Annotated in this window: 23 protein-coding genes; 15 read left to right on the top strand and 8 right to left on the bottom strand. The window is 41.0% G+C overall.

The genetic code is table 11. The features are described from left to right. Positions 1-44: 44 nt before the first annotated feature. The 3 genes from I8748_RS08480 to I8748_RS08470 all read right to left on the bottom strand — a co-directional run bounded on the left by I8748_RS08480 (position 45) and on the right by I8748_RS08470 (position 2,454). Entirely contained in the window at positions 45-1,400 is a 1,356-nt protein-coding gene (locus I8748_RS08480; protein ID WP_198124186.1) for a UDP-N-acetylmuramoyl-tripeptide--D-alanyl-D-alanine ligase, read from the bottom strand. A gap of 288 nt (positions 1,401-1,688) precedes the next feature. Then, positions 1,689-2,135: a tellurite resistance TerB family protein gene (locus tag I8748_RS08475; RefSeq protein ID WP_198124218.1), complete on the bottom strand. Its 447-nt coding sequence runs from the start codon at positions 2,133-2,135 to the stop codon at positions 1,689-1,691. Positions 2,136-2,316: 181 nt separating this feature from the next. After that, positions 2,317-2,454, bottom strand: a complete 138-nt coding sequence (locus tag I8748_RS08470) for a hypothetical protein (RefSeq protein WP_198124185.1) — start codon at positions 2,452-2,454, stop codon at positions 2,317-2,319. Between the two features lie 722 nt (positions 2,455-3,176). Here I8748_RS08470 and I8748_RS08465 point away from each other — a divergent pair. Further along, the gene (locus I8748_RS08465; RefSeq protein WP_198124184.1) at positions 3,177-3,875 is read left to right on the top strand and encodes a hypothetical protein; all 699 of its coding nucleotides are present in this window, start codon (positions 3,177-3,179) and stop codon (positions 3,873-3,875) included. A gap of 142 nt (positions 3,876-4,017) precedes the next feature. Here the strand turns inward: I8748_RS08465 and I8748_RS08460 are convergent, their stop codons facing one another. Next, a complete protein-coding gene (locus I8748_RS08460; protein ID WP_198124183.1) occupies positions 4,018-6,237 on the bottom strand; it encodes a diguanylate cyclase domain-containing protein in 2,220 nt (739 codons plus the stop codon). 223 nt (positions 6,238-6,460) lie between these two features. Between I8748_RS08460 and leuC the strand changes: the two genes are divergently transcribed. Together leuC and leuD are read left to right on the top strand one after the other, a co-directional pair. After that, entirely contained in the window at positions 6,461-7,864 is a 1,404-nt protein-coding gene (gene leuC / locus I8748_RS08455; RefSeq protein WP_198124182.1) for a 3-isopropylmalate dehydratase large subunit, read from the top strand. A gap of 144 nt (positions 7,865-8,008) precedes the next feature. Then, positions 8,009-8,620 (top strand): 3-isopropylmalate dehydratase small subunit, encoded by a 612-nt coding sequence (leuD, locus tag I8748_RS08450; RefSeq protein ID WP_198124181.1) that lies wholly within the window; start codon positions 8,009-8,011, stop codon positions 8,618-8,620. A 74-nt stretch (positions 8,621-8,694) separates the two neighbouring features. Here the strand turns inward: leuD and I8748_RS08445 are convergent, their stop codons facing one another. Continuing rightward, positions 8,695-10,665 carry a serine/threonine protein kinase gene (locus I8748_RS08445; protein ID WP_198124180.1) on the bottom strand — a complete coding sequence of 657 codons (1,971 nt, stop codon included), beginning with the start codon at positions 10,663-10,665 and terminating at the stop codon, positions 8,695-8,697. Between the two features lie 162 nt (positions 10,666-10,827). On the opposite strand from I8748_RS08445, the gene I8748_RS08440 reads away from it, so the two are divergent. Next, entirely contained in the window at positions 10,828-11,313 is a 486-nt protein-coding gene (locus tag I8748_RS08440; RefSeq protein WP_198124179.1) for a hypothetical protein, read from the top strand. 427 nt (positions 11,314-11,740) lie between these two features. On the opposite strand, the gene I8748_RS08435 is transcribed toward I8748_RS08440, so the two are convergent. Together I8748_RS08435 and I8748_RS08430 are read right to left on the bottom strand one after the other, a co-directional pair. Continuing rightward, entirely contained in the window at positions 11,741-12,976 is a 1,236-nt protein-coding gene (locus tag I8748_RS08435; protein WP_198124178.1) for an LL-diaminopimelate aminotransferase, read from the bottom strand. A gap of 195 nt (positions 12,977-13,171) precedes the next feature. Further along, positions 13,172-13,840, bottom strand: a complete 669-nt coding sequence (locus I8748_RS08430) for a HEAT repeat domain-containing protein (protein ID WP_198124177.1) — start codon at positions 13,838-13,840, stop codon at positions 13,172-13,174. A gap of 251 nt (positions 13,841-14,091) precedes the next feature. Here I8748_RS08430 and I8748_RS08425 point away from each other — a divergent pair, with 251 nt between their 5' ends. Together I8748_RS08425 and I8748_RS08420 are read left to right on the top strand one after the other, a co-directional pair. Next, positions 14,092-14,718: a PadR family transcriptional regulator gene (locus I8748_RS08425; RefSeq protein WP_198124176.1), complete on the top strand. Its 627-nt coding sequence runs from the start codon at positions 14,092-14,094 to the stop codon at positions 14,716-14,718. A gap of 12 nt (positions 14,719-14,730) precedes the next feature. Beyond that, positions 14,731-15,165: a (2Fe-2S) ferredoxin domain-containing protein gene (locus I8748_RS08420; RefSeq protein ID WP_198124175.1), complete on the top strand. Its 435-nt coding sequence runs from the start codon at positions 14,731-14,733 to the stop codon at positions 15,163-15,165. A gap of 453 nt (positions 15,166-15,618) precedes the next feature. Here I8748_RS08420 and I8748_RS08415 read toward each other — a convergent pair whose 3' ends face one another. Continuing rightward, positions 15,619-15,843 (bottom strand): hypothetical protein, encoded by a 225-nt coding sequence (locus tag I8748_RS08415; protein WP_198124174.1) that lies wholly within the window; start codon positions 15,841-15,843, stop codon positions 15,619-15,621. A gap of 825 nt (positions 15,844-16,668) precedes the next feature. Here I8748_RS08415 and I8748_RS08410 point away from each other — a divergent pair. From I8748_RS08410 to I8748_RS08370, 9 genes are all read left to right on the top strand, one after another. Continuing rightward, positions 16,669-17,292 (top strand): hypothetical protein, encoded by a 624-nt coding sequence (locus tag I8748_RS08410; protein ID WP_198124173.1) that lies wholly within the window; start codon positions 16,669-16,671, stop codon positions 17,290-17,292. Between the two features lie 39 nt (positions 17,293-17,331). Continuing rightward, complete coding sequence (locus I8748_RS08405; RefSeq protein ID WP_198124172.1) at positions 17,332-17,724, top strand: hypothetical protein; 393 nt, start codon at positions 17,332-17,334, stop codon at positions 17,722-17,724. Next, positions 17,657-20,404, top strand: a complete 2,748-nt coding sequence (locus tag I8748_RS08400) for a hypothetical protein (protein WP_198124171.1) — start codon at positions 17,657-17,659, stop codon at positions 20,402-20,404. Before I8748_RS08405 ends, I8748_RS08400 begins: the two co-directional genes overlap by 68 nt. Positions 20,405-20,681: 277 nt before the next feature. Further along, positions 20,682-21,455: a hypothetical protein gene (locus tag I8748_RS08395; RefSeq protein WP_198124170.1), complete on the top strand. Its 774-nt coding sequence runs from the start codon at positions 20,682-20,684 to the stop codon at positions 21,453-21,455. A gap of 161 nt (positions 21,456-21,616) precedes the next feature. Further along, positions 21,617-22,666, top strand: coding sequence for a hypothetical protein (locus I8748_RS08390; RefSeq protein ID WP_198124169.1), 1,050 nt, complete (start codon positions 21,617-21,619; stop codon positions 22,664-22,666). A gap of 89 nt (positions 22,667-22,755) precedes the next feature. Beyond that, entirely contained in the window at positions 22,756-23,583 is an 828-nt protein-coding gene (locus I8748_RS08385; protein WP_198124168.1) for a hypothetical protein, read from the top strand. Between the two features lie 249 nt (positions 23,584-23,832). Beyond that, positions 23,833-24,516 (top strand): hypothetical protein, encoded by a 684-nt coding sequence (locus I8748_RS08380; RefSeq protein WP_198124167.1) that lies wholly within the window; start codon positions 23,833-23,835, stop codon positions 24,514-24,516. 22 nt (positions 24,517-24,538) lie between these two features. Continuing rightward, positions 24,539-26,185 carry a TrbI/VirB10 family protein gene (locus I8748_RS08375; protein ID WP_198124166.1) on the top strand — a complete coding sequence of 549 codons (1,647 nt, stop codon included), beginning with the start codon at positions 24,539-24,541 and terminating at the stop codon, positions 26,183-26,185. A 149-nt stretch (positions 26,186-26,334) separates the two neighbouring features. Beyond that, complete coding sequence (locus I8748_RS08370) at positions 26,335-26,904, top strand: hypothetical protein (protein WP_198124165.1); 570 nt, start codon at positions 26,335-26,337, stop codon at positions 26,902-26,904. Positions 26,905-26,957 lie beyond the last annotated feature (53 nt).

Raw genomic sequence — 26,957 nt, 5'->3', positions numbered from 1 at the left:
TAGTTAGTTATTCTCCCCCATCCCCCTCATCTCCCTCATCTGACTCATCCAGGAAATTCTGAGCGAAACTGATTGACAACGCGGTCTAATCCTACTGAATGGGCAGCTTTGAATAATAAACGATCGCCCTCTTGGACAAATGTCTTTAATCTGGCAACTAAATCGGCATGAGTGGTAAAGCACTCCGATGGAATCCCTTCGGCACTCAGCGCGATCGCTTCAGCATCTTGTCCATCAACCAATACCAACAAACCGTCTAATTTCAACTTTTGCACTGTTTCCCCTACTTGTTGGTGCAACGAGCGCGATCGCTCTCCTAATTCTTTCATCGCACCTAACACGGCTATTTTGCGTTTTCCAGGTGTGTCTGCCAACAACTGTAACGCTGCTAGCATAGCTTCTGGTGCAGCATTGTATGTTTCATCTAAGATTACCACATCATTAGGCAAAACAAACCGCTGCGATCGCCCTGTGGGCATATTCACCTGTACACCGCCTTTCAAGGTTGACCAATCAATACCCAGCACTTTCGCCACTGCCAACGCTGCTAAAAAATTCGTGGCATTGTGACGACCAGGTAAAGGTAAAGGCAATTGCATTCCTGCCACTTCCACAGTTTCGTTATCAATCAGCTGCCCTTGGATATCACCGCCAGATAAGCCATAAGTTAAAACTTCTCCTGACCAAACTTTCTTGGCTGTAGCAATTAACAAAGGATTGTCATGATTGAGAATTGCTACACTATCCTTGGGCATTTCGGCTAATAATTCGCATTTAGCTTCAGCGATCGCAACTTCGGAACCCAGTAATTCAATATGTGCCGTTCCCACATTTGTAATCACCCCAATGGTGGGACGCGCTATTTGTGTGAGTTCGGCAATTTGTCCTTTACCTCGCATTGCCATTTCAATCACGGCGTAGTCATGTTTGGCATCGAGTTCTAACAAAGTTTTCGGGACACCGATTTCATTATTGAAATTTCCATAAGTTTTGTGAACTTGCCCATGAATTGCTAAGACTGCGGCGATTAGTTCCTTAGTTGTGGTTTTGCCCACAGAACCCGTTACCCCAATCACAGGAATATCGAAGCGATCGCGCCACCATCTACCAATTTTCTGATATGCTTCTAGGGTATTTTTTACCTGTAATACAGGCAATTTGGGATTTTCGTAGCCGAAATCAACGATTGCTGCTGTTGCACCTTTCGCAATGGCTGTTGCCACAAATTCGTGTCCATCAAATTTTTCACCCCGTAAAGCTAAAAAGACTTCACCTGGCTTTAATATCCGGCTGTCTGTTTGTATCCCGCTACTGACTTGGGCTAAAGCAGCTTCAGATAAGTTTACAGGCTGGGCTAAGAGAACTTCAATTAACTGAGTTAGACTAGCGGACAAAGGCATGATAGTTGAGATTATTGCTAAATATTAATTGTTTCAATTTGTGAAGCAAAAGCATCCAGATTTTCTGGTGCTGGATTGCCTGAGTAGAAAAAGAAAATTCTCTTAATCCTAGTAATTCTTTAAAGAAAATATAAAGCACTAAGGTTAATATTTTACAGATTGTGGTGCGATCGCACTTCACAAATATCCTAAAAGCATTGCCAAAGAGAGCTATACTCCTTTGGCACACTTGATTTATATAATACTTAAAGCTTGGTTATACTGAAGTAATTATTCTGCAATATCACCTTAACCGTGGTTTTTGATTAACATCACCTGCACTATTTGCAGTGCTATCTCACTGGAAACACCCAAAGCCAAATATAGATCATTTAAAAAGCTGTGTTCTTCTTGAGTTACGATCCCATCGGCTAAAACCAGATCCGTCGCTACTGCAAAAGCTGCTTCCCGCAAGTCTTGGGGTAGAGATTCTTTCGCCATATTAAACAACGTATTGATTCCATCCCGCCGGAGAATGCCCAGGAGTTTGTCAAACAGCCTGTTCATTACCTCATCAGAATAACTTCTAAAAAGCTTCATCCGAGACAGCGCAGCAGAGATCCCACGGGCTTCTTCATCAGAAAGATAACCATCTGAGGCTGTCGCGGCCAGGGTGATAGCAGCAAAAGCTTCCGCTGGACTAAATAATTCTTGGACTTGGTTTTGCTTGCCTAATACTGTATCAAATAAACCCATTGTAGTTCGCTCCTGGATTTGGGTCTCAGATGCGGTACTATCACCTTTACGTTTCTTTACTTTCAGGTAATACAGCAACGCTGTGAGACTTTCTGGTTTTAGTGTTCCCAGGATAACTTCACGGTGAACACCCGTACTCAATGCCTTTCGACAAAAAGTACACCAACCACCAGGGCTAAGTTTAGCGTTCTCCTGTCTTTTCAATCGTTTCGATGACTGCCAAACCTATACCAGAAGCTGCGATTAGCAGCACTGCTGATAGCAAAAAGGCATTGGTAAGCATCCGGAGGGCATCGTCAAAGAAAATGTAGGTGGTCATTGCTTCACCTTTTTTTAACTCTATGCTGCTAGTACTTTTAACTTCTTCAAGCGTTGAGTGAATAATTCCCGTGAAGAAACTCCTAGCATTTGCATCTTAACAAAACTTTAGCTCTTTCATAAGACTACTCTGATTTTTCTTTTTCAAGATTTGATGAATTTCACTAGGATTCTGTTACAGGTAATACTGAAAAGGCTCTAATGTAAAAATTCAGTCATGATAAAAGACCGCAATCTCGCGTTCTATTTAAAGTTAATTAATATACTTTTACAATAAAGCTATATGAGACTACGATATTGAGAAATAACCGTAAAATGGCTTTTATAGAGCATAAACGGCTGAAATCAAAAGAAAATTTTTTGAAAAAGTTTCCAGTTAAATTACTAGCTATATGCATTTATATTTACCAAAATCAAATAAATGTACTGAATTATGACTGAATGAATTGCTACTAAACATACAAAATGGCAAGAATTTATAGTCATGAATTTAGAGAAAAGTTATCAATAATTTTTACGGTGTAGTTGCATACAGAGAATTAATAGTAAATACCCACAAATATGCAGATAACTGAAAAAATTAGCACATGGTAAATATGATAAACTAGAGACAATTACGGGCAATCGCACTTGTAGTGCAACAGAGTACGGTAGAGGCATTAAGGAAGGATTGGGATAGAATGCGATCGCGCTGTTGATTGGTGAACCAACCAATGGAGTTAAATGAGCAGTTTCTGGGAAAAAGCTAATATTGTCATCTCAGATGAGTTGATGCGATCGCTACCACTTCCAACTATTGAGCAACACCAGCGATTTGTTAAGCATCTGAAAGATGTCCACAGTTGGTATAAGCATTTGCCACTGCTGACAGGCGGCGTTTTTGTAGTGTTTTTAGCACCTGACGCAGGTACACACTACCCAACTGAACATCCTAGACTGCCATTCGGTAACTCAGTTGCAGGCTATCGGCAAGCATTTGGTCACTTAGATTACATGTGGCAAATAGAAACAGAATCATTCCACCGAGATGGTGGAGAACCCGCTGTGTTACCTGATGAGTTTGTAGAACAATTCAGCTTTGTGCTGTATCCCTACGTAGCCAGCGAGTTTTATTGGTCTGTTCACGAAGAGGCTGTTACAAAACTTTATCTTGGCAAAGCACAGCATCCTGCAAAAGAATTAATTCTGGAGTTAGCAACCGTTGATGAGCAACTTGAACAAGCAGAGCAAAAAATCACCTATGAAGAGTGGAAAATGCTTGTATACGAAGATCAACAAACATCTGTTGAGCTAACCCCTGAGCAAAGAGAATTTCTGGTATTATTCAGGAGATTTAGAGAGCTATACAAACAACTTCAAACTCAAGAAGTCGAAAAGATAGAACAGCAACTCAATTGTCTATACAAATGGTATTCTGCTTGAAGGCATGAGAACAACGCTTCTGGTAAACCACAGATCCAAGTAGCCTTTATGAACATTGGGCATTGGCAATTGCTTTAGTTATTCTCACCCTCATTGCCCCCCTGCTCCCCCTGCTCCCCCTGCTCCCCTGCTCAAGAGCCTTCTACTTACCCCCAGCATTGTCACAGTCGATTTGCACTACACAATTTTTTCCTTGTGCTTTTGCCTGGTAGAGTCCCTGGTCAGCCGCAGCAATTAAAGTTATAGGAGATAATTGGCTATTAGAAGTGATGTTTGCTACACCAATACTTAAGGTAATGAATTCACTGGTCTGAGAATGGGGATGAGGCAGTTGTAATGCACTAATATGACTCTGAATATCTTCTGCAACTGCAATGGCTTCTGCCAGATCAGTATTGGGTAAAATGACAGCAAACTCTTCTCCACCATACCGAGCAACTAAATCAGCAGGGTGTTTAACTGTCACAGAGATGGCTTTGGCAACCTTTCTAAGAACATCATCTCCTGCCAAATGTCCATAAGTATCGTTGTAAAGCTTAAAGCAATCTACATCACACAAAATCAAAGAAAGCGAAGCTTGCTCTCGTGTCAATTGTTGCCACTGTGCATTCAAAGTATCATCAAAACAGCGTCGATTTGCCACTTGGGTCAGACCATCCAAAGAGGCCAGACGTTGTAATTCCTGGTTTGCTAGTTGTAATTGCTGGTAAAGTTCAGATTGCTGAATAGCGATCGCAGCTTGGGATGCTAACTGATTAAACAAGTTAATTTCCGATTGCTGCCATTGTCTGGTGTTACGGCATTGATGAGCAATCAATAATCCCCACAAACGCTCTTGGTGTAAGATGGGCACAACCAAGTTAGCCCGGATTTGCAAACTCCGCAGTAGCTCAAGATGACACTGGGATAATCCTGCTGTTTCAATATCTTCAATCGCTCTAGTATTGCCTTGTTGGTAATAAACTGCATGGGTAGATTGAAAGCATGTGTCCATCACGTGAAATCCTAGAATGGACATACACCCTTGTGCTAGAGATTCTACAGCCACCGAGCCACTCCAGTCTGGCGCAAACTGATAGATTACCACTCGGTCTACTTCAAATAATTGTCGCACTTCGGCTGCTGTGGTTTGCAAAATCTCGTTTAACTCCAACGATTGTCGGATGCGTTGCGTCACCGCAGCGATAATTCGCTCAGACTCGGTTTGGTGTTGGACACACTGCACAAGCTGCTGAGAATGTGCTGATGTAAGAATTAAGCCATTTGTATCAAATTTAGGGGTTGCAGTCACAGGCACCGCACTGGCCCCAGCAATCAAATGCCCTTGAGCAAAAGTTGCACCTCGTTCTCGCAGCCAATTCAATTCCTCAATGCATTCAATTCCTTCAGCAATGGTTTGGATGTTTAACTTTTGAGTAATTTCTAGAAGCTTCTCAGTAATTGCAGCTTTGTACGGGTCTTGATACACATCTCGAATTAACCCTATGTCCAACTTGATAAAGTCTGGGCGTAACTGATGCATCAAGTTGAGGCTGGAATTGCCAGAACCCAGGTCATCAAGGGCTACTAAAAACCCACGATCCCGGTAGTATTGAAGCACCGCCTTCAGATGGTTGATGTCTTGAGTATTGTCTGACTCCACAAATTCAAAAACAACTCGTTCATGGGAAATACCCGCTTGATCAATTGCCTCCACAGTACTGCGAAGGCAAGAAACAGGGTCATAAAGTGCCATTGGTGCAAAATTAATGAATATCTGCCCCCTAACTTGATGGCGGGTGGCTTGAGTGATGGTGCCAAGGCGTGCAAGTCGGTCGAGTTGTGGCAAAAGTCCAGCCTCGCTTGCTAACTCCAGCATTGGCCCTGGCAAAACTAAATTGCCTTGCTCATCCAGTCCTCGCAAGAGTGATTCATATCCATAAATTTGGGATGTATCGTTAATTGAGACAATGGGTTGGAAATAATTAGTAAATCGTTCCCTTAGCAGCATTTCAACCAACCACTCAGACTGGCTGAACTTAATGAAGCGTTGCAATGAGGCGATGTCACTAAAATCCTGGAGTTGAGGTTGGATAGCGCCTCGAATGAAAAGGACTTGCGTCTCTGTTAATTCTCTCGGTGTAAGTATTTGAGCCAAGTTACGGGCTATTTCTTTGGCTTGTCCTGGTTTACAGTTCAAACTCATACCTGGTCGCCCTGGCATCAGTTCATACTCAAAAGCAAACTCTTGTAAGTAAGAGGTGACTTTTGTCAAGGTATGTGGAACAGGAAACCAGAGAAAGAGTCTGCCTGCTTCCCCACTCTGGCAGTGTGCAACATGGCAACAAGCACAAGTCTTGGAAATAGAAGATTTTTGGCTCATAGGTAACCACCTTGCTCAACCCTATAGACTCTAGTATTCCCGCTCTATCCTTCTAGGAAATGAAGTCCCACTTCAAGTAGATGAAGACTTGATGAGTTCAGTAAAAATTTTGACAGCCAGCAACGAACAAGTCAATGTTTGAAAATTACTGTAAATCGTAGAGAACAAGCCTGACTTTTTTTGATACCATAAAGAGTCTGACTCGTTTAATCACCATTGACGTATGAGCAAAGGTACCCTGTTTGATAAAGTTTGGGACTTACACACCGTTGGTACACTTCCTTCAGGGCTGACGCAACTATTTATTGGGCTACATTTAATTCATGAAGTGACCAGTCCCCAAGCCTTTGCTATGTTACGGGAACGAGGTCTAAAAGTACTGTTTCCTGAACGGACAGTGGCTACTGTAGATCATATTGTGCCTACAGAAAATCAGTCACGTCCCTTTGCTGATAGCTTGGCAGAAGAAATGATCCAAGCCCTAGAGCAGAACTGTAAAGAAAATGGCATCACCTTTCATAACATCGGTTCTGGCAATCAAGGTATAGTTCATGTGATTGCTCCAGAACAAGGATTGACACAACCAGGAATGACGATCGCTTGTGGAGATAGCCATACTTCCAGTCATGGGGCATTTGGGGCGATCGCTTTTGGCATCGGTACTAGTCAAGTTAGGGATGTTCTGGCTTCCCAAACTCTCGCCCTCTCGAAATTAAAAGTCCGCAAAATTGAAGTTAACGGCACCCTCAACCCTGGTGTCTATGCTAAAGATGTCATCTTGCATATCATTCGTACCCTTGGCGTGAAAGGCGGTGTCGGTTATGCCTATGAATATGCAGGCACGACCTTTGAGCAAATGAACATGGAAGAACGGATGACAGTCTGCAACATGGCCATCGAAGGCGGTGCCCGTTGCGGTTACGTCAATCCTGATCAAGTCACCTATGATTACCTCAAGGGTAGAGACTTTGCCCCCAAAGATACAGAATGGGAGAGTGCGATCGCTTGGTGGGAATCTATTAAGAGCGATGCTGATGCTGAATACGATGATGTTGTGGTATTCGACGCTGCCGAAATTCCCCCGACTGTGACTTGGGGAATCACACCCGGTCAAGGTATTGGCATTAATCAGTTAGTTCCCAAGCCTGAAGAATTGCCCGAAGAAGACCGCTTTGTAGCTGAAGAAGCCTACCGCTACATGGATTTGTTACCAGGTCAACCCATCAAAGGTACGAAAGTTGATGTTTGCTTCATTGGCAGCTGCACCAACGGCAGGATTAGCGATTTGCGAGAAGCCGCCAAAATAGCCCAAGGTCGCCACGTAGCCGCAGGAATTAAAGCCTTTGTTGTTCCTGGTTCTGAACGGGTCAAAGAACAGGCAGAAGCCGAAGGTCTAGATAAAATCTTTCAAGAAGCTGGGTTTGAATGGCGTGAACCCGGATGTTCGATGTGTTTGGCCATGAACCCCGATAAACTTCAAGGCAGACAAATCAGCGCCTCTTCCTCCAACCGCAACTTCAAAGGCAGACAAGGTTCATCTTCTGGCCGCACATTGCTGATGAGTCCGGCAATGGTTGTCACTGCCGCAATTAAAGGTGAAGTCTCAGACGTGCGGGAGTTGTTGTAATTTTGGGAATTGGGAATTGGGAATTGGGAATTGGGAATTGGGAATTGGATTTTACTATTAGCCATCACATCTCACCCATTACCCATTACCTATTCCCAACTTGGATGATTGTATTTATTTTCGTCTAGCTATCTCGATAAATTTATGGTAAGTGAAGTTAAAAAAGTTACAGGGCGTGGTATTCCTTTAGTGGGTGATGATATAGACACCGATCGCATTATCCCGGCCCGCTATTTGAAAGCCGTTACCTTTGATGGGTTAGGCGAAGGGGCGTTTATTGATGACCGTAAAGCACTCAAAGGTGAACATCCCTTTGATCAACCCCAATATCAGGGCGCGAAAGTGTTAATCGTTAACCGTAACTTTGGCTGCGGTTCATCGCGGGAACACGCACCACAAGCGATCGCAAAATGGGGAATTCAAGCCCTCATCGGCGAAAGCTTCGCGGAAATCTTTTTCGGTAACTGCGTGGCAATGGGTATACCCTGTGTGACAGTTGATGCAGCCACTGTTAAACAACTGCAAGATTTAGTAGCCGCCAATCCTCAAGCACCAGTGACAATTAATCTGGAAACCTTGCAAGTACAAATTGGTGATTATACTGCTTCAGTTTCCATAGGCGAAGGTTCTAGAAACATGTTCATTTCTGGCAGCTGGGACGCTTGCGGTCAGTTGGTAGCTAACACCAACCAAATACGGCAAACAGCTGCCAAACTCCCCTATGTCAGTTGGGGGAAGTTAGGAGTTAAGAGTTAGTTGTCAGTAGTCAGTGGTTAGTGGTCAGTTGTTATTTCTCCCCTGCACCCCTGCACCCCTGCCACCCTGCACCCCTACAGCCCACCTTCAGGAGTTGCCTCTGTTGTGTCAGTATTGGGTAATTCCTGCTGGGGATTGCTTCTATTAGCTGGTTTCTCGGTATTAGGAAGTTCCTGCTGAGAATGATTTTGTTTAGCTGGTTTTTCAGTATTCTCAAGTACCTGTTTGGCCAAATTTGCGGCTGCTTGTTTAAATAACGGTTCTATTTTATTTCGCCAGTACTGAGTATTAGGCAACTTTTCAGGGTGGTTTTTATAATCTAAAACTTTATCCCATTGACCATCTTCTAATGCTTTGTTGATGTCATTAAATAAAGCATCTGCCTTTGCCCAATCTTGTTGCCACTGGTTAATCATGGCACCTGTTTCTTTAATACTAGAAGAAGCATTTGCCGGAATTGATTTTAGGAGTGCGATCGCTCCTACTATATCTCCTGAATCATACTTCTTTTTTGCTTGTTCTACAATCTTGCCACTATCAACACTAGGCTGCGATTGCACTGATTTTTCCGAGTCAGAATTTTCTGATTCCGAAGTTGGTATTTTTGATATTTCTGACGATGGAATTACTACATCTCTAGATTTTTGTCTGGGTTTGGGAACTGGTAGAGAAGTAATTAAAGAACTATCATCTACTGTTTTAATGGCAATGCCTTGATCCCGGAGGCAAGAAATCCATTGATCATTATTGGCTATCACTTGCGAGTTTACCCAAGCCGAACGATTAGAGTTAAGTTTAACTTCTACCCAACCTCGTTTTGTCCGCTTGCCAGTCACCTCAAATTTAGTATCATCGCCAACTGTTCGCAAAACATTATCAGAATTAATAGAACTTGGTTCGGAACGAATATTAGAATTACCTACAACCACAGCCGAACACTTGCCTGTTGTAGCAGCATTATTGCCTGTAAAATTAGCAGCGAAATCTTTGATATTTGGAAATACATTTGCTGCTAAGGCAGCAGCACTACCTGCTAATAATATGCCAATTAAAAGCGGCAGTGGGTCGGTTTTATTAGAGTTTCTCTGGCGGTTTGGTTTGGCAGTGGCAGGATTTGCTGGTGCAACAGCAACAGTTGGCTGGCGAGATACTTGAGATACAGGATTAGTAGGTTGGTAACTGTGATTTTTTACAGATTCTTGTGGTTTGGCAGCTGCCAACACAGGATTAAGGACGTTTTGACATGCTTGCAGTGCTTCCTTCGCCGTTTGGTAGCGGTCTTTGAAGTGATAACGCACCATCTTGGTTAACACTGCTGCTAATCGATAGTTAACGTTTGCTAAATGCTGCCAAAGGATTTCACCTGTATCAGTGTCTTCTTGCAATTGTGCTGGCGGTACTCCTGTGAGTGCTTGGATAGCGATAATGCCAAGGGAATAAATATCACTGTTGGGACGGGGTTTACCTTGCCCTTGTTCTGTCGGCATATAACCAGGAGTGCCAATAGCTACTGTCGCAGTGGGTTGTCCGCCAACGGTCACTAGTGGCGATCGCAATTGCTTCACTGCCCCAAAATCTACTAAAACTAACTTATTGTCAGAAGCACGACGAATAATGTTATCTGGCTTAATATCTCGGTGAATCACACCTTGAGCATGAACAAATTCTAAGATGCCCAGAACTTCCTGTAACAGTTGAACTACTTGCTCTTCACTCCATTGCTGACCAGGTATGAGTTCCTCTGTCAGGGTATGTCCTTCAATAAATTCTTGTACTAAATAAAATTCTTGATTTTCATCGAAGTAAGCCAGCAACCTGGGTATTTGGTCATGGTTCCCCAGTTGTTCTAAAGTTTCGGCTTCGCTGTTAAATAGACGCTTCGCAGTTTCAAAAACTCTGGGGTCAGTAGCAGGTTGCAGATGCTTGACAACACAAATCGGGTTTCCCGGTCGCCTGGTATCTTGGGCAATGTAAGTTTGACCAAATCCTCCTGCGGCAAGGACTTTAATTACTTGGTAACGATGGTCTAATAGCTTGCCTATCATATTATTCCCCAGAGTTATTACCTAAATTTTCCAGCTAGTAATAAATATCTCCAAATTTTCTGCAATGAAATCCGCTATCTTGAGAAAAGATTTAGACTAAAACTCAGCTTTTTAATAAATGCAGACTGTTAATTCTTCTTTTAGTGCCCCTGTTGATTACCGATGCCACCTAGAATAACAAACCCAGTGACATGGCAGTATGCTGAACTCCTCATGCAACCTGCTTTCATTCGCGTTATCGATAATATTCGTAAACATCTTGATGCATCTGCCTGGAAGGGAACTTACGAAGATGTACTAATTTGGCCAGCTAGCACCACTGATGAGACGAAAACGCTAGTAACTCAGTTGTTGCAAGAAATGGAAACCGCAACACCAGAACGAGGAGACAGAATCAGAGACACCCTTGCTCGTCTGCCAATGCCCCATCCAGGATATCATCTGAATTTGCAACGTCAAGAGCAACAAGTCAGTATTGATTTGTGGGAACTGTGTTATCAAGTTTGTTTTCTTGACTATAGTCCAGAGAACGAAGCAGTTAATATCGATACTAGTTTAATTGATGAACTCGGTGAAGTAGATTGGCTGCGTTTGGAAGATAAAACTAAGGAGATAGTCAACCAAGTGTTTGCAAGTTTACCCGCATAATTCGTAATTCGTAATTCGTAATTCGTAATTGAGTTAGTAGGGTGGGCATTGCCCATTAGAAACTTTGATACCAATTTTGGATAAGTGGTATTGTTTGAGATTCCACGGAACAGTCTTGTGGTCAAGACTTTGAGCCAAAATCCAAAATTGGTATTACACCAATTATCTAAAATCCGGCAACACATTCAAACCCCGAAAGCAGACCATATCTAACTTTCTTGATTACGAATTACCCTTCGGGTGACGCTCGCAAGCTCGCTAACGCTCTTGCTAACGGCAGTCCCCCAGACGCTCGGAGACTCGCTAACGCTGCGCTAACGACGGAAAGCGGAGCCACTCCGGTCTTGGGGTCTCCCCAAGTAGAGGATGTGGCGTCCAAGACGGTGGCTGCCTCACGAATTACGAATTACGAATTACGAATTACGAATTACACTTTGAATTTCTCAGTAATCCGCCTGGTTGCTTCTTCTACATTTTCCCGGCTATTGAATGCTGAGATTCGGAAGTAGCCTTCACCCGCAGCACCAAATCCAGAACCAGGTGTCCCGACAACGTTGACTGTGTGGAGCAATTTATCAAAGAATTCCCAACTAGATAAATCATTGGGGGTTTTCACCCAAACATAAGGTGCATTCACGCCACCATATACAGCCAAACCGGCTGCTGTCAGTTGTTCACGAATAATTTTGGCGTTTTCTAAATAAAAACTCACCAATGCTTTGATTTGTGCCTGTCCTTCTGGAGAGTAAACTGCTTCTGCTCCCCGTTGGACGATGTAGGACACACCGTTGAATTTGGTCGATTGGCGACGGTTCCACAGTTTCCACAGTTCCACATCTGAACCATCGGCTGCTTTTGCAGTCAAGGTTTTGGGTACGACGGTTAATGCACAACGGGTTCCAGTAAAGCCTGCATTCTTGGAGAAGGAACGAAACTCGATCGCAACTTCTCTGGCACCTTCAATTTCATAGATGGAGTGAGGAATCGAAGGATCGGTGATATACGCTTCGTAGGCTGCATCAAAGAAAATAATTGAGTTATTGGCTTTGGCGTAGTCTACCCATGCTTTTAAATGTTCTTTGGTAGCAGTTGCACCAGTGGGGTTATTGGGAAAACACAGATAAATTAAATCGACTTTCTTTGAGGGAATCTCAGCAGTAAAGTTGTTGTCTGCGGAAATTGGTAGATATACCAAGCCTTCAAACTCACCTTGATCATTGGCATTTCCTGTATTTCCCGCCATAACATTGGTATCTACATATACGGGATAAACTGGGTCTGTAACGGCAATGATGTTGTCATGACCGAAGATTTCGAGAATATTACCAGTGTCACATTTGGAACCATCGGAAATAAAGATTTCTGATGCATCAATATCTGCTCCCCGCGCTTGGAAATCTTGAGCAGCAATTTTTTGCCGTAACCAGGCGTAGCCTTGTTCTGGGCCGTAACCTTTGAAGGTAGCGCGATCGCCCATTTCTTCTACAGCTTTGATCATAGCTGTACGGCAAGCTTCTGGTAATGGTTCGGTGACATCACCAATGCCTAGACGGATAATTTTAGCATCGGGATTGGCTTCGGCGAAGGCATTAACCCGTCGTGCAATTTCCGGAAACAGATAACCCGCTTTCAGCTTGAGGTAGTTGTCGTTAATTGTTGCCATAGTAGATTTGTGGACTGATGACTGATGACTGTGAAGAGTCAGGAATGAACAATTAGAATGGGATATTTTTTATTTAAAAGTCCCTAAAACAGCTTACTGCTAATTTATGTTTGGGATACATTTGTTGCTTGTGTTGCTTGTAGCAATCTAACTATCACCCCCATTCCCAATTCCCAATTCCCAATTCCCAAATTTCTATTTTGATGCAGTTTCTAAAGCTGCTGCTGCTACCCGAAAATTTTCGTCCTGCTGGAGTTTAGCGATTAACTGCTTGGCTTGGGGGTCTTGACAGCCAGCAAGTGCGATCGCAACTCGCCACCGCTTTTGCCAAGATGAATCTGCTGCAAGTTCTGTTAACAATGCCAAAGCCTGATTTTTCAAGGATGATTTCAACACTTGACCTAAAGCGAGAATGCCTGCTTCTTGAACAGTTGGTGTCTCATCTTCAAGAGAATCCATTGCCAAAGCTAATAAAACCTCGTAATGCTGGGTTTCCATCAGCATATAAATCACTGAGGAACGAACTAACCAGTTGTCAGACCGCTCAAATAGCTGTTGCAGCAGGGGAATCGCCACATCGCCAAATTCCAAAAGTGAATTCGCTGCTTCTGATAGCACGTTAGCATCTTGGTTATGCTCCAAAATTTCTTGCAAAGCTTGAAATGAAGCTTCAGTGCGGTGATTACCCAAACCCATCACAGCGAGGCGACACAATGCAACGTCTTTCTCAATAGCTAGCTTCTGGAGTATGGGCACAGCAACTTCAGATGGCAACGTAGCCAGTTCGTCTAGAGCGGCTTTGCGCTCATTCAAAGCCTTTGCACGTAGTTTCAACTCAAGAAGGTTGATCTGATTTTGATCCATTGGCTAAAGGGGACTGGGGATTGGGTAATGGGGACTGGGGAAGTTTTCTAATATGTGTTTGGTTTTAGAGCAAATTTGATAACGGACTTCCAAATAAAAAATATCCCACTGTTCACAGTCAACGGTCAACGGTCAACAGTCAATAGTCATCAGTCAATAGTTAACAGTCATCAGTCATCAATATTTTTCCGATATATCGCGATATGTTACGATATATCGTATAGTAGAGAAAGTTGATTTCAAATTTACCTATGTTTAGACACTTTCGCTTTCGTGTTCCCACACCGGCATGGGCAGGAATAAGCCAGGACGAACCATTCCATGTCAGCCATCACTTCCAGCATCGTCATCATCATGGAAAAGATCATGGCAAGCACTTTGTTGATGAGATGTTTGGTCGTGGTTGGGGAGATGAATACCGCACTCGTCGGGGTGATATCAAGTTTTTGCTGTTGGAATTGTTATCTGAGCGCCCTAGTCATGGTTATGACCTGATTAAAGCGATGGAAGCCCGCTATGGGGGCTTTCGTCGCCTCAGTCCTGGTTCGGTGTATCCCACGCTCCAAATGTTAGAAGAAGGGGGTTATCTGACGAGCGAACAGCAAAGCGGTAAGCGGGTTTATACGATTACAGAGCAAGGTAGACAACTACTAGCAGAACGTGCCCAACAGGAAACCTCAGATTCTCCTTGGGATGCTTTCAAGAGCTTTGTGAAAGGCAAGCCTCAAGAGTTTATCGAGTTGCGGAATGTAGTAGGAGAGTTAGCTACTGTTGTGATACAGGTGGCTCGTAGCGGCAATGTAGAGCGGATGAATCGGGTGCGGGAGCTACTTGAGGAGACTAAACGGGAAATTTACACTATCCTGTCAGAGAAATAGATGGGGTTGTCTATGAAGAAGCTGAAAAAGTATATCAAGCGATTGATCAAAAGCATCATTCAGCGATTTTCTGACAATTCTCAACAACCATCACCCCTCAATTCTCACCCGTCAAGCGTTACTATTCCTACTGTTTCTTCTCGGTGGGGGTCTGGTTTAGTGCTTGTGTGTTCACAGTGTGCGAAAGAGCGATCGCCATCTGGCTCCGATCAAAGAGGTGCAACGGCTTCAGAAGATTTACAGAATTGGCTGAAATCTCGGCTGAAATTTGAGGGGTTATGGGGTGAATTTCGAGTTGTCAGCACCAGTTGTTTGGGAGTTTGCCCCAAGGGTCGCGTTGCTGTCGTCCTGGGAAATCATGCCGGTGGAGACAATTGTCAATGTTTGATTGTCGATCCCCAAAGCGATCGCGAACTTCTTTATTCACACATCAAGCATAAAATTTAAACTTGTCAGCCCAGTCACAAATTAAGAAACTTTGACAGAAACTCAGATGTCTAGAATCAGGCATCTGGGTTATTAACATGTGCGAGTCTGGGTCGAAATATAGGTCAAAAACAAGGGTGTGGGGTGTGGGGTAATTAGTGTTTGCTCTCTTCCCCCCACTAATTAAAGACCACCAAAACTACGATTTGATGGAAAGCTCTGTACCCTTATTGATTTCGCTTCTGGGTGTAAAAAATACAACTTTTTCTCCTTTCCCCACTCAGCCTACACCTAGTTTTGGTTGTTTAACCGTATGGGCTAAAAATAGTGAATATTATTTTTGTATAAAAAAAAACTGATACAATTGTGCTAAACTTGACAAAATTACTTAAATTTTCAAATCTTTTAACAAAAATGTGCAAAGGCTCACCTCGAAATCAAGTAAGGTGTAGGTAATTACATAGAACTAACTTGCTATAGTGATGATTCAAAACATGAGCAAAGGCGAGCGATCGCACTTGATAAAATTCTAGACATGATTCCCGTGGTAAAGAGCAATACACCGGAACTATACAACAGTGGTATAAAAGGTGGTGTGAAGGCGGGCGTAGACACACTGGGATTTGTGTCAGATATGGCTTTGTACAAATTAGCCATACCGCAGAAAAACTCATCCATCTGCCTGGGAAATTGTCGCACAATGATAATAATGATAAGTTTATACTTAGGTGCTTAACTGGCGCTATATCGATGTGATGGCTATCAATGACCAGTATATGTCTGTATTGTAGTTGTCTTAAAACCACGGCAGTAAATCAAGAACTGCCAGTTTTGTTTTTGACAACTTTCCTTTTGGCGTTAAAATCAAAACTGGATTTTCTAGTCGAGAGGGGTGATTGTGGTAGCAAGAGCGTAGCAAGTTTTAGTACCTGCACTATTTTAGAAGATAGTTGTCAAAAAACATAAATCTTCGTCAATATGCCTCAATAATCTACCTAAAAGTAACCTAGCAAAGGAGTAAATCAAAAATAATAGAATTAAAAATTGCATGTAATTAGCTCAAGCACACTAAAAAAGCAGGAGGTCGTTGACCAATGGCTGTCATCAGTCAATATTATTAGATATGCAACGCCAAATGTGGAACAGGTAATTACAGCATCTGGCAAAGTTATCAATCATTTATAGCAATTCCAATAGTATGCAGGATAGATTTTTTTCCATTGTCAATAGATGAGTCGAAGAGTAAATGAGGCTCGAAACTTGGAAATAGCAAATTTTTGCAGTTTTGTGACTATTATAAAAACCCAAAATAAGCCTTAATCAAGTATATATTTAACCAAATATTAAAAAGGCATTAACAAAGTCTTAATAATGTTTAATATGATAAGTAGGTATTATAAACTAACATCATAATTGATTGTTAAACGATGTAAATTCATCGAATTTTAAGATGAAGTTTGTAATGATGACAACTCAGATAAAATTACGATATTGGTAATCAATAATTAGCAGGAAAATTAGCACATGTCTAGAAAGAGTTATCAGGTGAGAAAGTTTTACCAAGTTGTAGCTGGTCGTGCTACCAAAACATCTTATAAATTAAAAGGCATACTAGAATTTTGCTATCTTAGCCTAATTGAATCTGTACCTTTTCTGCTTGCTTGCGCTGTATTTTTAAGCGTCATCAGCTTAAAAAGCCCTATCTTACTTTTTTGCTTGCTACTTGGCAGTTTGATAGCAATAGTCATACACAAAATTGGTCAGCAAGTAGACTTACCGAAAAAATGGGTTGTACCATTACAAATATTGGCAGTAGTCACAATTCTCAGTTTGTTTTGGTTAGACTACTTTGCAGCCCCTGCACAAGCACAATTTTTTAAGAAAGCTGAAGATTTCTTTAAAAACAACCTGACACAAGGAGCAACAACAAATAGTACTGGTACTAACACAGCAGTAAGTTTAATTTTCAACGTATTGAGAGGAATTTATTTACTTTATATAGCCATTTCTTTAATTGGTGTAATTAACGCAGTGCGGAAAGATGAAGATTGGCAAAGTGTCGCGAGAGTTCCTTTATTGGTCGTACTGGCTGTGACTGTTGCCGATGTACTCACAGGCTTTGTAATTGGTGATAGTAGTGGTAGGTAATTATTTCTAGTAGAATCGAGCAAAATTCAAAAATGTGTTATGGCTGAAAAAGGGGAACAAGAATTTCGCCCAGTTAATCAAATATTAGGTAGTCAACCATCTTTAGGGCCACTTCCCGCCGATCAGATTTTTCCCTGGATAGTCATTGCATTAACTTCATACTTTATTGTCAATGGAATTTTTGGGGGACTTTTCCCAGACGATTTTCAAAGATGGTTGTGGACAATACTAATTGCAGGTTGGGGAATAGCGACTTGGTGGATATTAACTGGTGGTAGGAGTTGGCGCTTTTTAAGTAAATTTATTGGAGTTCCCACTTGGACTAGAGGCTTTGCTCGTTATCAAAGCTTGCTGGAAGTTAACCATGAAGCAAAAAATCGGAAAAAAAAGCATAGGCATCGCAGGTCAAGACGTAAGATTAACACCATTTGAAGATGCTTTACATCTGGCAACAATGCTACGCATCTCGCTGAATGGGCGTGATATTGGCGCTTATATTTTGACAAAAGGAACCCAAAGGGATAGGTTTTGCTTCGTTTTTGGTTTTGAATGTCGGGGTATTCATACGACCTTAAGAGATGAACAAATAGATACTATTTTTAATAATATCGAATCTGGTCTAAAAGACATACCATACGGTGAAAAAATGACACTGCATATGGGGTCTTTTAGTTCAGATAAAAAGCGCCAACAAGAACTAGCAGACTTAATCAAGCATACACCATCACGGGATATCAAATATTTATTGATGGCAGAACGAGCCAGAGCTAGAGAACTAACTAGTTCTGGGATTCGCAAGCCAAAATTTCTGCGGATTTATGTTACTTATACCATTGAACCAAATGCGACAAATGCTGATGATTGGATAGAAAAACTTTTAGGTAAAGCTGAATTGTGGTGGTTGAAATTTAAAGGTGAACTGGCAGATGCTGAAAACCAGCGTATTGAAACTATCATCAATAATGCTTACCAACAAGGCTTTTCTCGCTGGGAGCAGTTGTTATCCAACAAAATGGGATTGCAGATTAAGCCTTTGACAGCCGCTGAACTTTGGGAAAACATCTGGAGACGATTTAATGATACAGAGCCTATAGAAATTCCTCAATTAATTCATTTAGATGAAAACGGTATACACGAACAAGTTGCTTCCGATTTAAATAGTAGCAAATTGCTCGTAGAAAATATCCACAGTACAACTTTGCTGATGGAATCTAGTGTACCGACTGCCGATCGCCGCTGGATTAATGTTAAGAATAATTACATTGGCGCACTCACATTTCTAGAGAAACCCGGTGGTTGGTCGAATAAATTTGCCCAACTGCGTTATTTTTGGGAACTCCTAGCAAGAGAAACAGTAGTAGATACAGAAATTTTCTGTCAATTAACTGCGGCAAATCCGGCAATAGTGAAAACTACCTTACAACGAGTGCTGAAGCAGTCAAATATGACAGCCATCATGGCTCAAGAAAAAAGTAAAACTATTGATGTTAATGCCCAATTAAAGTTAAAGAAATCTGTAGCAGCACAAGAACAATTATTTGAAGGCGCAGTACCTATTTATGCAGGTATAGCAATTTTTGTACATCGTCCCAGTGTAGAAAAATTAGATGAAGCTACAAGATATATAGAAAACTGTTTTCAACGTCCCGCACAGGTAATTAGAGAAACAGAATATACCTGGAAAATTTGGTTACAATCTTTACCGATAGTTTGGGAAGGTTTATTAGTAACACCCTTTAACCGCCGACAGCTGTATTTAACAAGTGAAGTTCCGGGATTAATGCCTTTAGTGTTAACTAAAGCAGGTGATAAGCACGGTTTTGAGTTGATTTCTGAAGAAGGGGGTACACCAGTACATCTAGATTTATTTAATCAACATAAAAATTTAGCATTGTTTGCCACAACTCGTGCAGGTAAATCGGTATTAGTGTCAGGAATTTTAACTCAAGCTTTAGCTCATGGGATTCCTGTAATCGCATTAGACTTTCCTAAACCAGATGGTACGTCTACATTTACCGACTATACAGAGTTTATGGAAGGGAATGGGGCGTATTTTGATATTTCCAAACAATCAAATAACTTATTTGAACAGCCAGATTTGCGATCGCTATCACCAGAAGAACAGCGCGATCGCTTGCTCGATTATACTGGTTTTCTAGAATCAGCCTTAATGACGATGGTTTTAGGCTCATCCACAGAAAATCAGCTACTATCACAAACCGTCCGTTCCCTTCTCAACTTAGCATTAAGAGCCTTCTTTGCCGATGAAGGCATCCAAGAGCGATATCGTCAAGCAATAGCAGGAGGTTTTGGTAGCGACGCTTGGCAAAAAACCCCCACATTAAGAGATTTTCTCTACTTCTGCTCACCAGAACATCTGTTGTTAGATACCATGAGTGGTAGAGTTGAAGATGCTTTAAGTCAAATTCACCTACGCTTGCAATTCTGGCTTTCTAGTCGCGTCGGACAATCAATTTCTGCACCATCTAGCTTTCCCACCGATGCACAGCTTTTGGTTTTTGCACTAAGAAACCTATCCGATAACGAAGATGCAGCCGTACTATCTTTGAGTGCTTATTCAGCAGCATTGCGACGCGCATTAAGCAGTCCAGCTTCCATATTCTTTATCGATGAAGCACCAATTCTATTTGAATTTGACCAAATTTCTGACTTAGTTGGCAGAATTTGTGCAAACGGCGCTAAAGCTGGTATCAGAGTTATATTATCAGCCCAAGACCCCGACACCATTGCCAAATCAAAAGCAGCATCAAAGATTTTACAAAACTTAACAACAAGATTGATTGGACGTATTCAGCCAGTGGCGGTTGATAGTTTTATCAACATATTGAAATATCCCCGCGAGATTATTTCGCGTAATGCTACAGAAAGCTTTTTCCCTCGCAAAGAAGGAGTTTACAGCCAATGGCTACTAGATGATAATGGCATTTATACTTTTTGCCGTTATTATCCAGGTTACGAACAATTAGCAGTAGTTGCTAACAATCCTCATGAACAAGCTGCGCGTCAAAAAGCGATGCGCCATTACAGTGATAAATACGAAGCGGTTTCTGCATTTGCACGTCAGTTAGTTGCTTCACTCAAGGGTAGTTAAGAAGGGAGGTAATATTAATTCGTAATTCGTAATTCGTAATTCGTAATTCGTAATTCGTAATTCGTAATTCGTAATTCGTAATTCGTAATTCGTAATTCGTAATTCGGCTAGTAGGGTGCGTTATGGACGATAGTCCTAACGCACCGAAAATCTAGGATGGTGCGTTAGCCTACAAAATCAAATTTAGCTCATTTGAAACCTCTTTACTGATAGGGTAGAGGTATGAAGAGGAGTCAAATCGACTCATCATTAACTATGCTATTAGAGGTATAAACTCATGCGTAAAACTACATTGTTGACACTTACTTTGTCTTTATTAGTAGTCTTACCAGCAACAGCACAACTAGGCAATGTTTGGACTGATTTTAAATCTTACTCTACAGATTTGCAAAACTATTTGAGCAATAATCTCAGCGAAACTTTAAAGCCTCTAGAGTTGCAGACTCAAAGTAATATTACTGGTGCTAATGGTGATTTGAATATACCAAACCCTGTTGCTGCTGGACAACAAATTCAAGATTATATTAATAACTATTCTGTTTCAGATAAATTTGAGAATAATCCATCATTGAAAGCAAGGTCAGTTAATAATGAACTCAATCGTCTTCTCACCCGTGGAGTTGTAACAGGTGTTCTAGGAACAGATGCTCAGAATCGAACAAAAACGAAGTTAGAAAATACTGAGGAAGTACTGAAAAGTATTAGCGAAACCAGCAATGAAAATAATAATATCATCGAGCAATTTATCAATCAAGCCAAACAAGCTACAAATTTAAATAATCCGCAATTTAGCGGAATACTTTCTTTGTTAACTGTCAACCAACAAACCGTGAGAATACAACAAGAACAAGTGAAAATTGTAGCAGAAACATATGCTCAAACATTGCAGACAAATCAATCTCTGCAATACTCTAACTTAAATCTAGCAAACATTTCTCAGCAGATGGAAGAATCGAATCGTGCGCGTAGAGTAGATGCATCAACAGAAGCAGCACGACTTTTACGCACCACTGCTCAAATAGACTTATTTGGGAGAAAACTTGAAAATTAGTATTCATAATTAGACACTTGTACGAATCAACCCATAACTAATAAACAGATAAAACTCTCATACTCTCCGCGCCTCTGCGCCTCTGCGTGAAAAAAAATCTCATTCCCAAATATTCGTACATGTAGTCTATTCATCTACCTTTTTTCTCAGAGAAAGTCAAAATGCAGATTCAGATTTTGCCAATACTTGCTCAACTTGGCATCAACGATACTATCGATAATGGTACTAGAACAGCCAGAAGCATCGCCGAAAGTTGGGATAATCAATGGCTAAATTTATTACAAAATAACACAACTAATAACTTATATGGAGCGCTGACAAATCTAGGCATCTTTTTTGCAGTCGGAACTCTGCTGTTTTTTATGATTCAATGGCTGAGAGATTTGATATACAGCGAATATTCCCGTCCCATATCAGCTTTTATTTGGCCTATTTTGGTAGTCTTGCTATTAAGCAACTCTGACAATGGTAGCATCCTTTCTAATTTGACATTAGGTGTGAGAAATTTCCTTAATAATGTCAATCAACAAGTAATCACCACAGTTGATGTTGATCAAACTTATCAGCAAGCAGTGAGTTTGAGTGTTGCTGAAGAAGTAGCTGGTTCTTTACTACGTCCTTGTCAGTCACTAACAGGTGAACAACAAACCCAATGCTTTGCCCAAGCTGGTGAAAAAATCGATACTCTTTGGCTACAATATAGAAATTTATATGGAAATAAAGTTTGGATAGATAGGCTAGAAAATCAGGTAAATCAGATTAGATTTAATACAGGAGCTATATCAGACACTACATTTAATGCTTTGTTGGGTAACACGGTACAAACTACTATTAAAAACTTTTTATTTTCATTACAATATGCTTTTCAGAATTTAATAGAAGCTACCATGTTGCTTATTGCAGCTTTAGGGCCATTGGCTGTAGGTGGGTCTTTGCTTCCCGTAGCTGGAAAACCAATTTTTGCATGGTTGACGGGGTTTTTATCTGCTGGAATCGCCAAGATATCATTCAATATTATTGCAGTGTTGACTGCCGCAGTCATTATTAATGGCCCAGGACAAGATTATAACGCCGATCCAGATTTGATGTGGTTCATAATTTTTCTCGGAATTTTAGCACCAATTTTATCTTTGATTGTGGCTGGTGCAGGAGGATTTGCAGTTTTTAACGCTATTAGTAACACAGCTTCTTTTGTGAGGGACAAGATATAGGTAATTCGTAATTCGTAATTCGTAATTCGTAATTAAAAAAGTCAGTGTCATCAAATGTAATTAATAAATTGTAGTTGTGGGATGAGAAGATGGTAAATTTACTCAACAAGAAGAGACAACGAACCGGGAATATTTTAACAACGTTTGCGATCGCTACTTTTAGTCTGCATCTATTGGTAATACTTTTATTCATCTTCCAAGGGTTGCAAATTCGTCAACTAAGTCTGAGAAAGCCGCCTAACTTTGTAGAGATGATCGATGGTAAACCAGTAGGTGCTATTGATGATTTAGAAAGAAGCCCTGAAGCAATTCAACAATTCGTGACTAAAACCATGACATCAATGTTTAACTGGTCTGGAACTTTACCTCCAACAAGCATTGAAGAAGTCACAAAACCCCAACCAGATCCTGGAATACTGGTGAAAACACCTGTAGCAGGGAGCAAAAAAGTTACTACTAGTAGTTGGGTAGCTAGTTTTGCCATATCAGAAGATTTTCGTAAAGGTTTCTTAAGTGCGATCGCTCAAATGACACCACCAGAAGTTTTTGCTACATACCCCAACCAAGCTATGTCAGCACAGTTAGTGATCAAACGAGTTTATCCACCTAAAAAAATAGCCCCAGGTAAATGGCGAGTCGGGATGGTAGCTGACCTAATTCAAAAAAAACGAATTGATAATAGAAGCAAAATAACTCCTTTTAATAAAGATTTACTCGTTCGTGCAGTGGATTATTATCCTTATCCCCAAAACGATAATAGTACCGACCTGCAAAAAGCAATTTATAGCAACCGCGCTGATAAACTAGAAATTTATGAAATTCGTAATCTGTGTTTGTTAGATGAATATAGCAACTTAACAGAAGAGCAATTAAAGCAATGTACCAATAGAAATAAATCTGGCAACTTCATCAGATAAATTTGATTTTACATATTTCCAAAAATCTATTTACATAAAAACTGCCAAAATCTAATACCAATGACAACTTTACCAATTTTGTACGAAGATGCGCTCAACTATATTATGACTTAAGTATAAGAAAGAGAAACGAACCGCAAAGAACGCCAAGAACACAAAGAAATAAAAAGTTAAAAAGGTTTGGCCCAGCCTCACAAAAAAACGATATTACAACTAACAACTGACAACTGACAACTGACAAGTCTATTTATGCAAATCCTAAAAACAGAAAATAAAAAAAGCAGTATTTTACCATTGTTAGCTGTAGGAACATTTGGCTTACATCTGTTCACCTTACTGTTACTAATGTTCCACAGTTCTCTGTTAAAAAATTTAAGCCGACAATTAACACCTCAAAGTTTAGTACAACTTGTTGATGGTCAGGCGATAACCGTAGACCCCAAACCAAGTGTCGAGCGAAATCCAGAGACAATTCGCCGCTTTGTGGGTGAAACTATGACCCTCATGCTTACCTGGTCAGAACGACAACCGCCAAAAACAATTTGGGAAATTAGTTCACAACTTTTAACTAATGATTTAAAACCAAAATTTCAATCAGAAATTACAAATTTAAGTGCAACTCCCCAGTTGGCAGACCTCAAAAGAGGAACTGAACAGGTTTTGGTAATAGAAAAAATTTCTCAACCAATAGCAGTAGGTGAGGGTAGGTGGAAGGTAGAGATGCTTGCCAATCAATTAACTTTTAGCAGTTATGACAATATAGGAACTTCAACTCCATTTAATAAACAAATCTTTGTCGAAGCAATAGATCAGCAAGCAACTTCACTGCCAGATGTTGGGCCATTGCCGTGGCATTTTGCAGCTTACCGGCTTGGCCAAGCTAGGTTGAAAATCTACAATATATGTGCAACAACAGATAAAAATTGTTCTTGAAATTTCAACCAAGCTATACACAATGACTTCTTATTCAATTTCTGCAAAAAATCCAGATACTCTAAGTAACGAAAATTCCCAACTCGAAGTAGATTCTTCAAACTGGGAATCTAAGATGGCAAGATTAGTTGGCTTGCTAGAAGAATCACCAACTATTGATGTCGAAGCCACAGAAGAGTCTACCGTCCCAGAGTCAGAGGCTTCTCAACCACAAGAAATCCCAACACAGCAACCTCTTTCATCTAACCCCTTCGCTAAATTAGCCTTGGTGGGCGGTGCTACCTTAACTATGGTTATGGTGGCTGGCGTGTTTCTATCGCAGTTAATGAGTAGTACCAACCAAAAGCCAGCAAATAATCTAGTTTCCTCAACAGCCAAATCGCAACCAACGACTGAATCCCGCCAGCAAGCTTTAGAACAGGAAGTTGAGACTCTCAAAACAAAATTAGCCCTAGCTGAACAAGCAGACGCGGTGACAGCAGCACAACAAAATTTGAGACTTACAACCACTACTGGTTCTCGTTCAGCAACTCCATCTAGTCAACGGGTACAAGCCTCACCTGCTTCCACAAACAGAGTCACAACGACACAACAAACACCTGTACGCACAGTTTACGTGCCTCAGAGAGTACCAGTTGAGCGTCCAATACAAAACCCTCCCTATCCACAAGCTATTCGCCCACAAATTCCTGTTGCTGCTTTGCCATCAGCACCACCACCGCCAGTTGTCAACCCAAACACCCAACCATCCCCACCTGACCCCCTCGAACAGTGGGCAAAATTGGCGAAGTTGGGTAGCTACGGACAAGTGTCTTTCACTGGTCAGTCTGCTGTTAATATAGCTAGTCCTCCACCTCTTAACAATACCAGTGTGGCATCACAGAATATCAACCCAAATCCTAACCCAATGCCACAACAACCAAATTCTTTAGTGAGCCAAGCACAATCGCAAAACTCAAAATCTGTGAAAGTAGGGACTAGTGCCAAAGCTTTGTTAGCAACAGCTATATTTGGGGAAACTACTCGCTCATCAAGAAATATTAATAATAATAACGATAAAGACAAAGACGAAGCCAAAAACACCTTTGTTGTGCAGTTAAAAGAACCACTAAAAGCTATAGATGGTAGCGTTGCTCTACCTGCAAAGACAGAGCTATTAACTGAAGTTCGCTCCATCTCTGAGCAAGGCTTTTTGCAGTTGGATGTAGTCAAAATAATTATTAAAGATAAGAATGGTAATATCAGCGAAAGAAGCTTACCAGACAATGCGATTATTATTCGCGGCACTCAAGGTAAACCTCTAATAGCAAGTAAATTTCCCAATTCATCTTCATCCATAGCATCTATGGATGCAGGATTGTTTGTATTGGGAGGTATCGGTAAAGCAGCAGAGTTATTTAATCGTGCTGATACCAAAGTACAATGTACTCCGAACACTTATACTAGTAGTGATGGTAGTACTACTAGTTCTACTAACTGTTTTCAAATTACTGACAACAGACGCAACCTTACAGCTGGGGTTGTAGAAGGTGGTTTAAACTCTTTAGTCCCCCAAATAGCACAACGTAATCAGCAAGCGATCGCTCAAATGATGCAACAAACCAATGTTTGGTTTATGAAAGCTGGCAGAGAAGTTGAAATATATGTCAATCAAACAATGCAGTTTTAGAGAATGTTTGAAAAGTCTTTTTGAATCTTAGAAACCTTACTTCAGAGAGTCAAGAATGGGGAGTAAGTTTTTGGCTTTTTCCAAACATCTTCTTATTAAACTATTTTGACATCTCAATCAAACTTGTACCATAGCACTTATTTGCAGCCATGAAATACACTAATTTTCGGGGAAAAACCTCAGGTAAATTGAAATTCTTACCTCTGGCAAGCTTAATTTTTTCGGCTGCAATGTTAATGATGGCAGGTCGTGCTGTGGCTAATAGCGTCCTCCGTTCTATGTTTTCCTGCCAAGCACAGGGTTTAGGAGGAGTAGTGCCCACTTTGATAGTTTCCTATCAACAAGGTACAAACTTAAGCTTTATTCCCGCTGGAGAAACAATTAAAAAAGTTTGGTTAAATGATCCATCACAAGTAACGATAGATTTTGATGGGCCGATTTGTATGCAATTCGGTCAACAAAGTAATATGAATTCAGCAGATTGTAAGAACTCAGGAGCAAATGTTATTCAACTCAGACGAATTCAAAAAATTAAAATTCCTGGGTTGCCCAGCACGGATAATACACTTTTAACAGTGATTACTGAAGCGCAGGGTAAAACTAAGCTTTACACTTTCAGATTGTTATACCAAAAAGATGCCCCAGATTATCATACTTTAGCAATTTACGCCGATCCCGCTTCTGCTAGTCCAACACCTTGTGTCAGACCTGGTAAGTGAAGTTGGGCATGGGTAATTGGTAATTGGTAATTGGTAATTGGTAATTGGTAATT

This window comes from Amazonocrinis nigriterrae CENA67, from assembly GCF_016056305.1.
In the GTDB taxonomy this organism is placed as follows: domain Bacteria; phylum Cyanobacteriota; class Cyanobacteriia; order Cyanobacteriales; family Nostocaceae; genus Amazonocrinis; species Amazonocrinis nigriterrae.
This window is presented reverse-complemented; position numbering and strand designations above follow the sequence as displayed.

What these genes read in the sequence shown, in the direction of transcription:
- I8748_RS08480 (WP_198124186.1), bottom strand. Translation starts at nt 1,400, where the DNA reads ATGCCTTTGTCCGCTAGTCTAACTCAGTTAATTGAAGTTCTCTTAGCC.
- I8748_RS08475 (WP_198124218.1), bottom strand. Translation starts at nt 2,135, where the DNA reads ATGGGTTTATTTGATACAGTATTAGGCAAGCAAAACCAAGTCCAAGAA.
- I8748_RS08470 (WP_198124185.1), bottom strand. Translation starts at nt 2,454, where the DNA reads ATGACCACCTACATTTTCTTTGACGATGCCCTCCGGATGCTTACCAAT.
- I8748_RS08465 (WP_198124184.1), top strand. Translation starts at nt 3,177, where the DNA reads ATGAGCAGTTTCTGGGAAAAAGCTAATATTGTCATCTCAGATGAGTTG.
- I8748_RS08460 (WP_198124183.1), bottom strand. Translation starts at nt 6,237, where the DNA reads ATGAGCCAAAAATCTTCTATTTCCAAGACTTGTGCTTGTTGCCATGTT.
- leuC (WP_198124182.1), top strand. Translation starts at nt 6,461, where the DNA reads ATGAGCAAAGGTACCCTGTTTGATAAAGTTTGGGACTTACACACCGTT.
- leuD (WP_198124181.1), top strand. Translation starts at nt 8,009, where the DNA reads ATGGTAAGTGAAGTTAAAAAAGTTACAGGGCGTGGTATTCCTTTAGTG.
- I8748_RS08445 (WP_198124180.1), bottom strand. Translation starts at nt 10,665, where the DNA reads ATGATAGGCAAGCTATTAGACCATCGTTACCAAGTAATTAAAGTCCTT.
- I8748_RS08440 (WP_198124179.1), top strand. Translation starts at nt 10,828, where the DNA reads ATGCCACCTAGAATAACAAACCCAGTGACATGGCAGTATGCTGAACTC.
- I8748_RS08435 (WP_198124178.1), bottom strand. Translation starts at nt 12,976, where the DNA reads ATGGCAACAATTAACGACAACTACCTCAAGCTGAAAGCGGGTTATCTG.
- I8748_RS08430 (WP_198124177.1), bottom strand. Translation starts at nt 13,840, where the DNA reads ATGGATCAAAATCAGATCAACCTTCTTGAGTTGAAACTACGTGCAAAG.
- I8748_RS08425 (WP_198124176.1), top strand. Translation starts at nt 14,092, where the DNA reads ATGTTTAGACACTTTCGCTTTCGTGTTCCCACACCGGCATGGGCAGGA.
- I8748_RS08420 (WP_198124175.1), top strand. Translation starts at nt 14,731, where the DNA reads ATGAAGAAGCTGAAAAAGTATATCAAGCGATTGATCAAAAGCATCATT.
- I8748_RS08410 (WP_198124173.1), top strand. Translation starts at nt 16,669, where the DNA reads ATGTCTAGAAAGAGTTATCAGGTGAGAAAGTTTTACCAAGTTGTAGCT.
- I8748_RS08405 (WP_198124172.1), top strand. Translation starts at nt 17,332, where the DNA reads ATGGCTGAAAAAGGGGAACAAGAATTTCGCCCAGTTAATCAAATATTA.
- I8748_RS08400 (WP_198124171.1), top strand. Translation starts at nt 17,657, where the DNA reads ATGAAGCAAAAAATCGGAAAAAAAAGCATAGGCATCGCAGGTCAAGAC.
- I8748_RS08395 (WP_198124170.1), top strand. Translation starts at nt 20,682, where the DNA reads ATGCGTAAAACTACATTGTTGACACTTACTTTGTCTTTATTAGTAGTC.
- I8748_RS08390 (WP_198124169.1), top strand. Translation starts at nt 21,617, where the DNA reads ATGCAGATTCAGATTTTGCCAATACTTGCTCAACTTGGCATCAACGAT.
- I8748_RS08385 (WP_198124168.1), top strand. Translation starts at nt 22,756, where the DNA reads ATGGTAAATTTACTCAACAAGAAGAGACAACGAACCGGGAATATTTTA.
- I8748_RS08380 (WP_198124167.1), top strand. Translation starts at nt 23,833, where the DNA reads ATGCAAATCCTAAAAACAGAAAATAAAAAAAGCAGTATTTTACCATTG.
- I8748_RS08375 (WP_198124166.1), top strand. Translation starts at nt 24,539, where the DNA reads ATGACTTCTTATTCAATTTCTGCAAAAAATCCAGATACTCTAAGTAAC.
- I8748_RS08370 (WP_198124165.1), top strand. Translation starts at nt 26,335, where the DNA reads ATGAAATACACTAATTTTCGGGGAAAAACCTCAGGTAAATTGAAATTC.